General features: G+C 66.8%; 13 protein-coding genes. 12 read left to right on the forward strand and 1 reads right to left on the reverse strand.

The window, feature by feature from the left end; all coding sequences use genetic code 11:
- Positions 1-109: 109 nt before the first annotated feature.
- On the forward strand, positions 110-895 hold the full coding sequence (fabI, locus tag ACXJLU_RS04955) for an enoyl-ACP reductase FabI (RefSeq protein ID WP_073467868.1): 786 nt from the start codon (positions 110-112) through the stop codon (positions 893-895).
- Here fabI and ACXJLU_RS04960 read toward each other — a convergent pair whose 3' ends face one another.
- Complete coding sequence (locus ACXJLU_RS04960) at positions 896-1,870, reverse strand: glucokinase (protein ID WP_457329358.1); 975 nt, start codon at positions 1,868-1,870, stop codon at positions 896-898.
- A gap of 497 nt (positions 1,871-2,367) precedes the next feature.
- On the opposite strand from ACXJLU_RS04960, the gene ACXJLU_RS04965 reads away from it, so the two are divergent.
- The 11 genes from ACXJLU_RS04965 to ACXJLU_RS05015 all read left to right on the forward strand — a co-directional run bounded on the left by ACXJLU_RS04965 (position 2,368) and on the right by ACXJLU_RS05015 (position 13,552).
- Complete coding sequence (locus ACXJLU_RS04965; protein WP_457329359.1) at positions 2,368-3,612, forward strand: maltoporin; 1,245 nt, start codon at positions 2,368-2,370, stop codon at positions 3,610-3,612.
- A gap of 276 nt (positions 3,613-3,888) precedes the next feature.
- Positions 3,889-4,923, forward strand: a complete 1,035-nt coding sequence (gene xylF, locus ACXJLU_RS04970) for a D-xylose ABC transporter substrate-binding protein (protein WP_073465203.1) — start codon at positions 3,889-3,891, stop codon at positions 4,921-4,923.
- Positions 4,924-4,976: 53 nt separating this feature from the next.
- Positions 4,977-6,107, forward strand: a complete 1,131-nt coding sequence (locus tag ACXJLU_RS04975) for a sugar ABC transporter permease (protein WP_457329397.1) — start codon at positions 4,977-4,979, stop codon at positions 6,105-6,107.
- Positions 6,104-6,886, forward strand: coding sequence for an ATP-binding cassette domain-containing protein (locus tag ACXJLU_RS04980; protein ID WP_073465232.1), 783 nt, complete (start codon positions 6,104-6,106; stop codon positions 6,884-6,886). The genes ACXJLU_RS04975 and ACXJLU_RS04980 overlap by 4 nt, the downstream gene beginning before the upstream one ends.
- A gap of 121 nt (positions 6,887-7,007) precedes the next feature.
- On the forward strand, positions 7,008-7,595 hold the full coding sequence (locus tag ACXJLU_RS04985; RefSeq protein ID WP_457329360.1) for a DUF2889 domain-containing protein: 588 nt from the start codon (positions 7,008-7,010) through the stop codon (positions 7,593-7,595).
- Positions 7,596-7,627: 32 nt separating this feature from the next.
- Entirely contained in the window at positions 7,628-8,803 is a 1,176-nt protein-coding gene (gene sucC, locus ACXJLU_RS04990; RefSeq protein ID WP_457329361.1) for an ADP-forming succinate--CoA ligase subunit beta, read from the forward strand.
- Between the two features lie 33 nt (positions 8,804-8,836).
- On the forward strand, positions 8,837-9,730 hold the full coding sequence (sucD, locus tag ACXJLU_RS04995; RefSeq protein WP_056812764.1) for a succinate--CoA ligase subunit alpha: 894 nt from the start codon (positions 8,837-8,839) through the stop codon (positions 9,728-9,730).
- A gap of 158 nt (positions 9,731-9,888) precedes the next feature.
- Positions 9,889-10,596, forward strand: a complete 708-nt coding sequence (locus tag ACXJLU_RS05000) for a TerC family protein (RefSeq protein WP_073465200.1) — start codon at positions 9,889-9,891, stop codon at positions 10,594-10,596.
- Between the two features lie 119 nt (positions 10,597-10,715).
- Positions 10,716-11,951, forward strand: coding sequence for a serine/threonine-protein kinase (locus tag ACXJLU_RS05005; protein ID WP_457329362.1), 1,236 nt, complete (start codon positions 10,716-10,718; stop codon positions 11,949-11,951).
- A 48-nt stretch (positions 11,952-11,999) separates the two neighbouring features.
- Positions 12,000-12,782 (forward strand): Stp1/IreP family PP2C-type Ser/Thr phosphatase, encoded by a 783-nt coding sequence (locus ACXJLU_RS05010; protein ID WP_047501166.1) that lies wholly within the window; start codon positions 12,000-12,002, stop codon positions 12,780-12,782.
- Positions 12,783-12,883: 101 nt separating this feature from the next.
- Positions 12,884-13,552, forward strand: a complete 669-nt coding sequence (locus ACXJLU_RS05015) for an FHA domain-containing protein (RefSeq protein ID WP_073465199.1) — start codon at positions 12,884-12,886, stop codon at positions 13,550-13,552.
- The last annotated feature ends 44 nt before the right edge of the window (positions 13,553-13,596 follow it).

Genomic DNA, 13,596 nt, shown 5'->3' on the forward strand with positions numbered 1-13,596 from the left:
GACGCATTGTATCCCGGTGAACGAGTACCCGGCAAGGGTTGTGACCGTCAAGCGCATGTGCGTGCCAGAATGAGCACCCCCTTTTCGATGACACCAGACTGGAGACTCCATGGGATTCCTGGCCGGCAAGCGCTTCCTGATCACCGGCGTTCTGTCCAACCGCTCGATCGCCTACGGCATTGCCCGCGCCTGCCGGCGTGAAGGCGCCGAACTGGCGTTCAGCTATGTCGGAGAACGCTTCCGGGACCGCGTGGCCGAGTTTGCCGCCGAGTTCGACTCCACGCTGCTGTTCGATTGCGACGTCGCGAGCGACGAACAGATCGACGCGATGTTCAACCAGCTCGGCGAGACCTGGCCGCAATTCGACGGGTTCGTCCATTCGATCGGTTTCGCGCCGCGCGAAGCGATCGCCGGCGATTTTCTCGAAGGCCTGTCGCGCGAGGGTTTCCGGATCGCCCACGACATTTCCAGCTACAGCTTCCCGGCGCTGGCCAAGGCGGCCGCGTCGCGCCTGACGCCGAAGGCCGCGCTGCTGACACTGAGTTATCTGGGGGCGATGCGCAGCGTTCCCAGCTACAACACGATGGGGCTGGCCAAGGCCTCGCTCGAAGCGTCGGTGCGCTATCTGGCCGCCAGCCTCGGCCCGAAGGGCGTGCGGGTCAACGGCATCTCGGCCGGTCCGATCAAGACGCTGGCCGCGTCGGGCATCAAGGGCTTCGGCAAGATCCTCGACGTGGTCGAACAGAACGCGCCGCTGCGCCGCAACGTGACGATCGACGATGTCGGCAACGTCGCCGCCTTCCTGCTGTCCGACCTGGCGGCCGGCGTCACGTCGGAAATCACCTATGTCGACGGTGGCTTCAGCCACGCGATGGGCGGCATCACCGAAGTCTGATCACAGGTCGTCCAGCGCCCGCAAGGCACCCAACAGGGCCGGCGAGGTGCTGGCCTGCACGACGAAGGTCGGCATCGCATTGAGGTAGTCGCGGAACCGCCCCTTCGCGACGAAGCGCTCGCGGAAGCTCGACCGGTCGATCCGGCCCCCCAGGCGCGGCACGATGCCGCCGCCGATGTACATCCCGCCGCGCGTGCCCAGCGACAACGCCAGGTTGCCGGCCACGCTGCCCAGCAGCGCGAAGAACATGTCGAGCGCCTCGACGCAATGCGCATCGCTCGCCGCCACCGCACGCTCGCTGACCTCGGCCGCGCTCAGCGGCTGGGCGGTGGCGCGATCGACCTGGCACAGCGCCTCGTAGAGACTCACCAGCCCCGGGCCCGACAACGCCCGCTCGGCCGACGCGTGGCCGTAGCGCTGGCGCAACGCCGCGATCACCGCATCCTCCCGCGGCGTGGCGCCGCCGAGCGTCACGTGACCGCCCTCCCCGTTCAGCGGCACCACGCGCTCGCTGCCGGGCACGCGCAACAACCCCGACACTCCGAGCCCGGTGCCGGCACCGATCAGCCCGACCGGCGCCCCCTCGACCACCGCCCCGCCGCCGACCTGCCGCAGCTCGGCGGGCTTCAGCGACGGCAGCGACAGCGCAAGCGCCGTGAAGTCGTTGATCAGCAACAAGCGCTCGAGGCCCAGCTTCTGGCGAACCGCCTCGATCGAGAACGACCAGTGGTGGTTGGTCATCTGCACCTGGTCGCCGACGATGGGGTTGGCGATGCCGATCGCGCACCAGCGCGGCCGCACGGCCGGCGAATGCGTGTGCAGGTAATGCGCCATCGCGTCCTGCAGCGTTGGGTGATCGGCGGCCGGCAGCGTGTCGATGGCGCTCAGCTCGGCACCGGGTGCCAGCTGCAGCGCGAAACGCGCGTTCGTGCCACCGACGTCACCGACCCACCGCGGAAATGAATCTGCCTGCATGTCAACGTTCTCTCGTTCAAGTCACCGCAGGCAAACCCCGTGGCAACGATCCTCGCCGCAGCGCGACCATTCGCATGCGGCCTCCCGACGCAGAGTGCGCCCCCTGCTATGGCCCGCCTCGGTGCGCCATGCACCCGGACCGTGCGCTCGACTTTGTAGCCAAACTACTTTTCATGATAGCCAAGCCGGCTGCAAAGTATTGACAGCTGGGCATTCGGGACTTCCCTGATGGGTGTGGTTATTGTGATAAACGAGGGGAAAACCCGCGTTTACCGGCTGTAGTCGGATTACTAGAGTCAACCTTGACAAAACCTTACAGCCAACGATGTAGCCGTGCTACTCGCTGGACACAAGGAAGACAACGCACGTTTCCAGCCATTCCGGGCGAACTGCGACCCCGCTCGCCCCACCCTGTTTCCCCCAACCGCTGCAGCAATGGGTCCCCCCAGACCAGGCGCTCGGCACATTTCAAAGCAAAACCTCTGAGGAGTCAGTTGATGAAGAGTCAGTTCAAGCTCGCGACCGTTGCCGCCGCGATGGGTCTGTTGGGCGCCACCTCTGCACAAGCCGTCGATTGGGGCGGTTATTTCCGAACGGGCCCGGGCGCGACGTCGAAAGACTCGTCGCGGGCGTGCTACGGGCTGTCGGGCCAGGGCATGAAGTACCGGCTGGGCAACGAGTGCGACCTGTACGGCGAGTTCCTGCTGAGCCAGGGGTTCAAGGCSGACGGCGTGGACTACAAGGCCGCGCTGATGACGAACCTGTTCAGCCCCGGCTCGGACACGGGCGCAGTGGATCGCGGGGCGACGGGCCAGGACGCGAAGAACCAGTCGCTGGACCACAGCAAGCTGGGCATCAACCAGATCTACGTGGAAGGCAAGGGCTTCGACATCCTGCCCGAAGGCAACTTCTGGATCGGCAAGCGCTTCTACGGCCGCGCTGACGTGCACATCGTCGACACGTTCTTCGTGAACCTGTCGGGCGTGGGCGCGGGCGTGGACAGCATCAGCGTGGGCAGCGGCAAGCTGGCGGTGGCGGCGTTCCGCACCGACGGKGACAACTCGACCAAGCCGGGCTCGCGGTTCAACCTGGACTTCTCGGAGTTCGCGGTGAACCCGGGCGGCAAGCTGCGCGTGACGGGCACGTTCGTGCGCGGGGACTTCACCGGCGGCACGAGCGGCGGCGGGCTGTCGCTGCAGCACAACCAGGAGAACCTGTTCGGCCTGGGTGGAGGCAACACGCTGTGGGTGCAGTACGCGCAGGGCGCGGCGGGGCTGGACGGTGGCTTCGGCAACCTGRCGGCGAGCTCGAACGCGAAGAGCTGGCGGATCGTGGAAAGCCCGACGTGGCAGATCGGCGCGTTCGGCGGCCAGGGCATGCTGATGTTCCAGCAGGACAAGCTGGACGCACCGGCGGGCGAGWCGACCAAGGTGAACTCGGTGTCGGTGGGCGGGCGTGGCTCGTATGCGCTGACGAAGAACTTCAAGCTGGTGGGCGAAGCGGCGTACGTGCAGCGCAAGCCTGACGGCGGCGAGACGCAGAAGCTGGCGAAGGTCACGTTCGCGCCGACGCTGTCGACCGGCCCGGGCTTCTGGAACCGGCCGGAACTGCGCCTGTACGTCACGCACGCCAAGTGGAACCTGGCGGCCAACGCCGCCAGTGGCGCCAACGGCGTCACCGGCATCGGCGACGGCAAGGACACGGGCACCTCCTATGGTGCTCAGGTCGAAATCTGGTTCTGAGCCTGACTGCGAAGTGCTGAACGCGCCCGCCGCTGCGAAGCAAGGCGCGCGCGGGCGCCGAGGTACTTCGGTGAACTTGTTTTCCGATGGCAAGACCGACTGACGACTCCTTTTCGAGGGCCCCGCGGGGCCCTTTTTTCATGCATCAGGGCTTGTCCCGATGACGCCGAAACGGTTTGAAGCAACATTTCGTTCGTCACTCAAACTATGTCGGCGTGGTCGAACTTGCGCCCGCCGAGGACCGAAGTGATGCACCCCACAAGACAGGAGAGAGACATGCAGATCAAGCACACCCTGGGCGCCGTCGCCTTCGCGCTCACTTTCGGCGGCCTCAGCAGCGCCGCGCAGGCGCAGCTCACCGTCGGCGTCAGCTGGTCGAACTTCCAGGAAGAGCGCTGGAAGACCGATGAGGCCGCCATCAAGGCCCAGCTCGAGAAGCTCGGCGCCAAGTACGTGAGCGCCGATGCCGGCGGCTCGCCCGAGAAGCAGCTGGCCGACATCGAGGGGCTGATGTCCAAGGGCGCCAAGGTGCTGATCGTGCTGGCGATGGACAAGGACGCGATCCTGCCGGCCGTCAACAAGGCCGCGAAGCAGAAGGTGCCGGTGGTGGCCTACGACCGCCTGATCGAGGCGCCGGGTGTCTTCTACATCACCTTCGACAACAAGGAGGTCGGCCGCCTGCAGGCGCGCGCCGTCTTCAAGGCCCAGCCCAAGGGCAACTACGTGATGATCAAGGGCTCGCCGACCGACCCGAACGCGAACTTCCTGCGCGAAGGCCAGCAGGAGGTGATCGACGCGGCCGTCAAGAAGGGCGACATCAAGATCGTCGGCGAGGAGTACACCGACGGCTGGAAGCCCGAGGTCGCGCAGAAGAACATGGAGCAGATCATCACGAAGAACGGCGGCAAGATCGATGCGGTCGTCGCGTCGAACGACGGCACCGCCGGCGGCGTGGTGGCAGCGCTCACCAGCAAGGGCATCAAGGGCATCCCGGTGTCGGGCCAGGACGGCGACTTCGCCGCGCTGAACCGCGTGGCCGCCGGCTCGCAGACGGTGTCGGTCTGGAAGGACGCACGCGACCTGGGCCGTGAAGCGGCCAGCGCGGCGGTGGCGCTCGGCGGCGGCAAGTCGCCCGAGAAGGCCGTCAGCTGGAACGGCGGAGAGAAGAAGATCGCGCTGCAGTCGCGCTTCCTGGCACCGGTCGCGATCACGCGCGACAACCTCGACGTCGTCGTCAAGGCCGGCTGGATCAAGAAGGACGAGCTGTGCAAGGGCGTGACGGGCGACAAGGTGCCCTCGGCCTGCAAGTGAGTCCATTGCTGGAGCAGTTGCGCCGTGCCGCCGTCGACTGGCGGCTGGTGCTGATGGGGCTGGTGCTCGCCGTGATGTCCGTGGTGTTCCACGCGATGTCCGGCGGCATCTTCCTGTCGCCGGAGAACCTCTACAACATCGCGCAGCAGACGGCGGTGGTCGGCATCGTCTCGACGGTGATGGTGCTGGTGATCGTCGCGCGCCACATCGACCTGTCGGTCGGCTCGACGATGGGCTTCGTCGGCGTGCTGATCGCCTACCTCCAGTACACCGCCGGCTGGTCGTGGCAGGCCTCGTGCCTGGCCGGCCTCGCGGTGGCGCTGCTGGTGTCGGTGTACCAGGGCGGGCTGACGGCGGTGCTCGGCGTGCCGTCGTTCGTGGTGACGCTGGGCGGGCTGATGTCGTTCCGCGGCGCGGCCTTCCTGGTCGCCGACGGCAAGACGCAGCCGGTCAGCGACGACTTCTTCGTCAACCTCGGCGGCGGCTACGACGGCGCGATCGGCGTCGGCCCGAGCTGGGTGCTGGGCGGGCTGCTGAGCGCGGCGCTGGTCGTGCGCATGCTGCTGCGCCGGCGTGCGAAACAGCGGCATGGCATGGCACTGGATCCGCTGTGGGTCGACGGGCTGCTGGCCGGGCTGACGATCGCGCTGCTGCTCGGCTTCGTCGCGCTGATGTCGGCGTACCGGATCTCGTCGAAGACGGAGGCGCAAGGCATCCCGGTGCCGGTGCTGATCTGGGGCGTGGTGGCGTGCAGCCTGTCGTTCATCGTGCACCGCACCCGCTTCGGCCGCTACGTGTTCGCGATGGGCGGCAACCCGGACGCGGCCGCGCTGGTCGGCATCCCGGTGCGGCGCGTCACACTGATGCTGTTCGCGCTGCTGGGCGTGCTGATCACGGTGGCCGCCATCGTGTCGGTGGCCCGGCTGAACGCCGGCACCAACTCGCTGGGCAGCGGCATGGAGCTCTACGTGATCGCCGCCGCGGTGATCGGCGGCACCGCCTTGTCCGGCGGCAGCGGCTCGATCCTCGGCTCGGTGCTGGGCGCGCTGATCATGCAATCGCTCGACAGCGGCATGCTGCTGCTCGACGTGCCGATCGGCAAGCGCATGGTGATCATCGGCCAGGTGCTGATCGTCGCCGTCGTGTTCGACGTGCTGTACCGCCGCTACATCCAGGAAAGCTGACCGTGCAAACTTCGGTGGAACCCCTCGTCGAACTGGTCGACATCCACAAGGCCTTCGGCGGCGTGCGCGCCGTCGAGGGCGTCAACCTGAACCTGTTCCCCGGCGAGGTGGTCGCGCTGCTCGGCCACAACGGCGCCGGCAAGTCGACGCTGATGAAGATGCTGGCCGGCGCCTACCCGATCGACAGCGGCGAAACCCGCATCGGCGGGCAGAAGGTGCACATCCGCACGCCGGCCGAGGCACAGTCGCACGGCATCGAGACGATCTACCAGACGCTCGCGCTCGCCGACAACCTCGATTCGGTGGCCAACCTCTTCCTCGGCCGCGAGAAGCTCACGCCGTGGCGCACGCTGGACGACCACTTCATGGAGGTGCAGGCGAGGCAGGTCTTCCAGCGCCTGAACAAGAACTTCACCAACATCCGCACGCCGGTGCGCCGGCTGTCGGGCGGGCAGCGGCAGGTGGTCGCGATCTCGCGGGCGATCTACTTCAATGCACGCATCCTGGTGATGGACGAACCCTGCGCCGCGCTCGGGCCGGAGGAGACGCGCATGGTCGGGAACCTGGTGCGCCAGCTGAAGTCCGAAGGCGTCGGCATCTTCCTGATCAGCCACGACATGCCCGACGTGTTCGAGCTCAGCGACCGGCTCGCGGTGATGAAGAACGGCAAGCTGGTGGGCACCTACCGAACCGCCGACGTCACCGAGGACGAGGTGCTCGGCATGATCATCCTCGGCAAGCAACCGGCAGGCAAAACGCAGGCATTCGCACCGGTTTGACGGCCCGCGTGGCCGCTTGCTGCGGTGCGGGATGCTACATTTCGGGGGTTTGCCCTAGGGGCCGCGCGGACCGAAGCCTTCCGGCTCGTCCGCGGCTGTAACCACCCTGAAACCCAACCTGATGGCCTTGCCCACCGCCGCGCCCGAGCGTCAGCTCAAGCATCGACGCAGCATCGACGTGCGCGTCTATGCGCGTGGCAACGGCCTGTGGGAAGTGGATGCCCACCTCAGCGACATCAAGACCCGCGACGCCACGCTGGCCGGCCAGGTCCGCCATGCCGGCGACCCGATCCACGACATGCTGCTGCGCCTGGTGGTCGACGAGGTCTTCAACATCCTCGAGGCCGGCTCCGAAACCCGCTGGATGCCATACCCGGGCCACTGCGACGACCTCGGCGATGCCTATGGCGCGCTGGTCGGCCTGAACCTGCTGCAGGGTTTCCGCGCCGCGGTGCGCGAACGGCTCGGCGGCGTGCTGGGCTGCACCCATCTGACGGAAATGACCCAGGTGCTGCCGACCGCGGTCGTGCAGGCCTTTGCCGGCGAAGTGCTGGACACGCGGGAGGACAATGCGTCCGGCCGCCAGCCGTTCCAGCTCGACCGCTGCCACGCACTGCGCACCGACGGCCCGGCGGTGCGCACCTTCTACCCCCGCTGGTACCGAGCGTTGCCTGTGCCAGGCACTCCCATCGACGGGCCTGCCCGTTGAATATCTTTAGAAACTGAGCGAGAGAGTCCGCGATGAAAATCCATGAGTACCAAGGCAAGGAAATCCTGCGCCAGGCCGGTGTCCCGGTCCCGAAGGGCTACCCGGCATTCAGCGTGCTGGAAGCCTCCGAGGCAGCCCAGAAGCTGGGCGGCCCGGTCTGGGTCGTGAAGGCGCAGATCCATGCCGGCGGTCGCGGCAAGGGCGGCGGCGTGAAGCTCGCCCGCTCGCTCGACGACGTGAAGAAGCTGTCCGGCGAGATCCTCGGCATGCAGCTGAAGACCCACCAGACCGGCCCCGAAGGCCAGAAGGTGCGTCGCCTGCTGATTGAGGAAGGCGCCGACATCAAGAAGGAGTACTACGTTGCCGCCGTCACCGACCGCGCGACGCAGAAGGTCGCGATGATGGCCAGCAGCGAGGGCGGCATGGACATCGAAGAGGTGGCCCACAACACGCCCGAGAAGATCCTGAAGGTCTTCATCGACCCGCTGACCGGCATGACCGACGCGCAAGGCTACGAACTCGCGAAGGGCATCGGCGTGCCCGAGGCCTCGCAGGCGCAGGCGGTCGACGTCTTCAGGAAGCTGTACGGCTGCTACATGAGCACCGACGCGTCGCTGGCCGAGATCAACCCGCTGATCCTCGAAGGCAACGGCAGCATCAAGGCGCTCGACGCGAAGTTCAACTTCGACTCGAACGCGCTGTTCCGCCACCCCGAGATCGTCGCCTACCGCGACCTCGACGAAGAAGACCCGGCCGAGATCGAAGCCAGCAAGTTCGACCTGGCCTACATCCAGCTCGACGGCAACATCGGCTGCCTGGTCAACGGTGCCGGCCTCGCGATGGCGACGATGGACACCATCAAGCTGTTCGGCGGCGAGCCGGCCAACTTCCTGGACGTCGGCGGCGGCGCCACGGCCGAGAAGGTCACCGAGGCCTTCAAGATCATGCTGAAGAACCCCAAGGTGAAGGCGATCCTCGTCAACATCTTCGGCGGCATCATGCGCTGCGACACCATCGCCGAAGGCGTCATCGCCGCGTGCAAAGCGGTCAACCTGTCGGTGCCGCTGGTCGTGCGCATGAAGGGCACGAACGAAGACCTCGGCAAGAAGATGCTGGCCGACAGCGGCCTGCCCATCATCAGCGCCGACTCGATGGCCGAAGCGGCCCAGAAGGTCATGGGCGCCCTGAAGGCCCCCCTGAAGGCCTGAGCCTCCGCGCGACGACCCCCCCAAGGAAATTCCATGAGCATCCTGATCAACAAAGACACCAAGGTCATCACGCAGGGCATCACCGGCAAGACGGGCCAGTTCCACACCCGCATGTGCCGTGACTACGCGAACGGCAAGAACTGCTTCGTCGCCGGCGTGAACCCGAAGAAGGCCGGCGAAGACTTCGAAGGCATCCCGATCTTCGCGAACGTCAAGGACGCGGCCGCCAGCACCGGCGCCACCGTCAGCGTGATCTACGTGCCGCCGGCCGGCGCCGCCGCGGCCATCTGGGAAGCCGTCGAGGCCGACCTCGACCTGGCCATCTGCATCACCGAAGGCATCCCCGTGAAGGACATGCTGGAAGTGCGCAACAAGATGAAGCAGAAGGAAGCCAAGGGCGGCAAGCAGACGCTGCTGCTGGGCCCGAACTGCCCCGGCCTGATCACGCCCGACGAAATCAAGATCGGCATCATGCCGGGCCACATCCACCGCCGCGGCCGCATCGGCGTGGTCTCGCGCTCGGGCACGCTGACGTATGAAGCGGTGGCCCAGCTGACCGAGATCGGCCTCGGCCAGTCGAGCGCCGTCGGCATCGGTGGCGACCCGATCAACGGGCTGAAGCACATCGACGTGATGCGCATGTTCAACGACGATCCCGAGACCGATGCCGTCATCATGATCGGCGAGATCGGCGGCCCGGACGAGGCCGATGCGGCCCGCTGGTGCAAGGACCACATGAAGAAGCCGATCGTCGGCTTCATCGCCGGCGTCACCGCGCCCCCCGGCAAGCGCATGGGCCACGCCGGCGCGCTGATCTCGGGCGGTGCCGACACGGCCGACGCCAAGCTGGAGATCATGGAAGCCTGCGGCTTCACCGTGACGCGCAACCCGTCAGAGATGGGCAAGCTGCTGAAGGGCCTGCTCTAAGCGCACCCGGCTCGTCGCCCAAGGGGCCGCCTTCGCAGGCGGCCTTTTTTTATGAGGGGACGCCCGGCTCCTGTGGAAACTACAGAAGCCGGGTGCCGGTCGGCTGAAAGACAATCCCGCCTTTCTCCGCAACAACACAACCAACAGGATCCACACCCATGGACTTCACGTCAGGAGCCCTGTGGGGCGCCTTCGGCGCCATCATCGCCGCCAACATCCTGCTGTCGGGCGACAACGCCGTGGTCATCGCGATGGCCGCCCGCTCGTTGCCGCCGCACCAGCAGAAGAAGGCCATCTTCTGGGGCAGCGCCGCCGCGATCGTGATGCGGATCGTGCTGACCATCGTCGCGGTGCAGCTGCTGCAGCTGCCCTACCTGAAGGTGATCGGCGGCGTGCTGCTGCTGTGGATCGGCGTGCAATTGCTGGTCGACTCGGAAGGCGACGGCGAGGTCAAGTCGCACGGCACGATGGGCGCGGCGATCCGCACGATCCTGGTGGCCGACCTGGTGATGAGCGTCGACAACGTGCTGGCCGTGGCCGGTGCGGCCGACCGGGCGCCGGAAGGTGCGCGGCTGACGCTGCTGATCGTCGGCCTCGCTCTGTCGATCCCGCTGATCATCGCCGGCAGCACGCTGCTGATGAAGATCATGGACCGCTTCCCGATCATCATCACGCTGGGTGCGGCGCTGCTGGGCTTCCTGGCCGGCGAGATGTTCGTCAGCGACCCCTTCAGCCGCGACTGGTTCCACGCCAACGTGCCGGAAGCCGACTTCATCGTCGGCGGGATCTGCGCGGTGCTGGTGGTGGTCGTGGGGCTGTGGCTGCAGAAGCGCGGCAAGGCGGCGAAGGGCGGCGCGACGGAGTGACGGAGTGACGGCGGGGCGGGCTGCGCGGCCGTGAGGCCGCGAGCCTGTGATATGGTGCCCGCTCCATGTTCAGCGGCGGCCTCGTTCCTCCAGATTCCTCATTCAACGCCGCGTCGACGGTGGCCGCCGTCGCCTTGCTGCTGGCCGCGGTGATCGCGCACGTGTTGCTGGTGTTGCCGCGGCTCGATGCCGGCCGCGGTCGCCTCGCCAGCGGCGCATTGGCCGTGGTCCAGATCCTGATCGCGTGGGGCCTGCTGTCGGCTTCGGTGTGGGTCCCGTGGCTGCTGCCGGTGGCCGCGCTGGTGACCGGGCAGCTCGGATTCGAGCGCGGATTGGATGGCCGTCGCGTGCTGCCGGAGCCGGAACCTTCTGCACTGCCGCCTGCCGACGCCGTCGCGGCACTGTCTCGCTCGGGCGCCGAAGGCAGCATGCTCGGCCGCTACCGGGTCGAGCGCGAAATCGGCCGGGGCGCGATGGGCGCGGTCTACCTCGGCCGCGACAGCAAGATCGGCCGCATGGTCGCGATCAAGACGATGGCGCTGAGCCAGGAATTCGCCGGCGACGAGCTGGACGAGGCGCGGCGCCGTTTCTTCCGCGAGGCCGAGACGGCAGGGCGATTGCAGCACCCCGACATCGTGACGATCTACGACGCGGGTGAAGACCAGGACCTCGCCTACATCGCGATGGAGTACCTGAAGGGCGAGGACCTGCAGCGCCACAGCCAGCCGGGGCGGCTGCTGCCGGTGCCGCAGGTGCTGCGCGTCGTCGCACGCGTGGCCGAGGCGCTCGCCTATGCGCACAGCCAGGGCGTGGTGCACCGCGACATCAAGCCGGCCAACGTGATGGTCGACCTGTCGCGCGACCTGGTGAAGGTCACCGATTTCGGCATCGCGCGGATTTCCGACTCGAGCCGCACGCGCACCGGCATGGTCCTCGGGACGCCGTCGTTCATGTCGCCCGAGCAGATGGCCGGCCTGCGCGTCGACGGGCGCAGCGACCTGTATTCGCTGGGCGTGATGCTGTTCCAGCTGCTCACCGGGCTGCTGCCGCACCGTTCGGATTCGATGGCCACGCTGATGCACCAGATCGCCAACGAGCCGGCGCCCGACGTGCGCACGCTGCGCCCCGAACTGCCGGAGATGCTGGCCGACGTGGTCACGCTCGCGGTCGAGAAGCGGCCCGAGGTGCGTTATGCCGACGGCCGGCAGATGGCGTCCGACCTGCGGCAGATCGCGTCGCTGATGGACGCCGCCGCGCTGGCGCCGCCGCCGGCCGTAGGATCGCCACCCCCCGATTCCAGCGGATTCACCGAGACCGTGAAGTTCGATCGTGCCGATCCAAGGCACAATTCCTGACCCCCTTGGTTTGAAGGTTCGATGACTCTGCCCGTGTCCGCCACCGCCATGTCGCTTGAATTCTTCAGTGCCACGGACACCGGCCGAGCGCGCAACAACAACGAGGATTCGGTCGCCGTCCACGAGGCTTCGGCGCTGGTCGTGCTGGCCGACGGCATGGGCGGCTACAACGCCGGCGAGGTCGCCAGCGGCATGGCCACCTCGTTCATCAAGACCGAACTGGGCCGCTGGCTGCAAGAAGCGTCGGGCAATGCGTCCGACACCGACGTGCGCCGCGCGATGGACATCTGCGTCGACAACGCGAACCGGGCGATCTTCAACGCGGCCAATTCCAACCCGCAGTACGCCGGCATGGGCACGACGCTGGTGGTCGGCGCCTTCCGCGACGGCCGGCTGCTGATGGGCCATGTCGGCGATTCGCGCGGCTACCGCTTTCGCGCCGGCCGCCTGCAGCAGATCACGCACGACCATTCGCTGCTGCAGGAACAGATCGATTCCGGGCTGATCACGCCGGAACAGGCCGCTTTCTCCGCCAACAAGAACCTGGTGACGCGCGCTGTCGGCGTCGAAGACACCGTGCTGCTGGAGACCCACCTGCACGACCTGATGCCGGGAGACATCTACTTACTCTGCTCCGACGGGCTGTCTGACATGCTGGACGATGAGAGCATCGGCCAGGTGTTGCAGGCGCACGACTCGCTGGACGAGGCAGGTGCGGCGCTGATTGACGCAGCCAATGATGCGGGTGGAAAGGATAATATCGCGGTGGTCCTGGTTCGGGTACGGGGCCAGAGCATCGCGCCACGATCGTGGTGGCCGTTCAGGCGTTGAAACGTTCAGGCATTGAAGTTCTGCCGGCTCTGAAATTGCCAGCACATTGCACGGGGTCCTGGTTCGGAGCCCAGACATACAAGAGAGACTAGAGGTCAAGCATGGGCAAGTTGGTCGTATCGCTCGACGGGGTCGTGATCAAGGAAGTGCAGATCACCAAGGACAAGACGACCCTTGGCCGGCGGCCCTACAACGACATCGTGATCGACAACCTGGCCGTCAGCGGCGAGCACGCGGTGCTCCAGATGGTCGGCTCCGACGTGTTCATCGAAGACCTGAACAGCACCAACGGCACCTACATCAACGGCAAGGCCGTCAAGAAGCAACTGCTGGCGCACAACGACACCGTCGAGATCGGCAAGTACAAGATCAAGTACCTGGTCGAGGATGGCACCGACTACGAGAAGACGATGATCATGAAGCCCGGCGCTGCGCCGGTGCCTTCGGCCCAGGGCTTCGCGCAGACACTCGCGCCGGCTTCAGGCTTTGGTGGCTTGAGCACGTCGTCGAGCCCGGCGACCATCAAGGTGCTCAATGGTGCCGCTGCGGGCCGCGAGGTCGCGCTGACCAAGGTGGTCACGACCGTCGGCAAGCCCGGCGTGCAGGTCGCGTCGATCACGAAACGCCCGGGCGGCTATGTGTTCGCCCACGTCGAAGGCTCGTCGCGCCCGACGATCAACGGCAACCCGCTGGCCAGCGACACGCTGCCGCTGAAGAACGGCGACGTGATCGAACTCGCCGGCACGCAGATGCAGTTCGTGCAGGTCTGACGGGCTCGGCACCGGACGAGATTTTCTGTAGCCCGGCCGGCGTG

This window comes from Rhizobacter sp. P5_C2 (genome assembly GCF_054049715.1).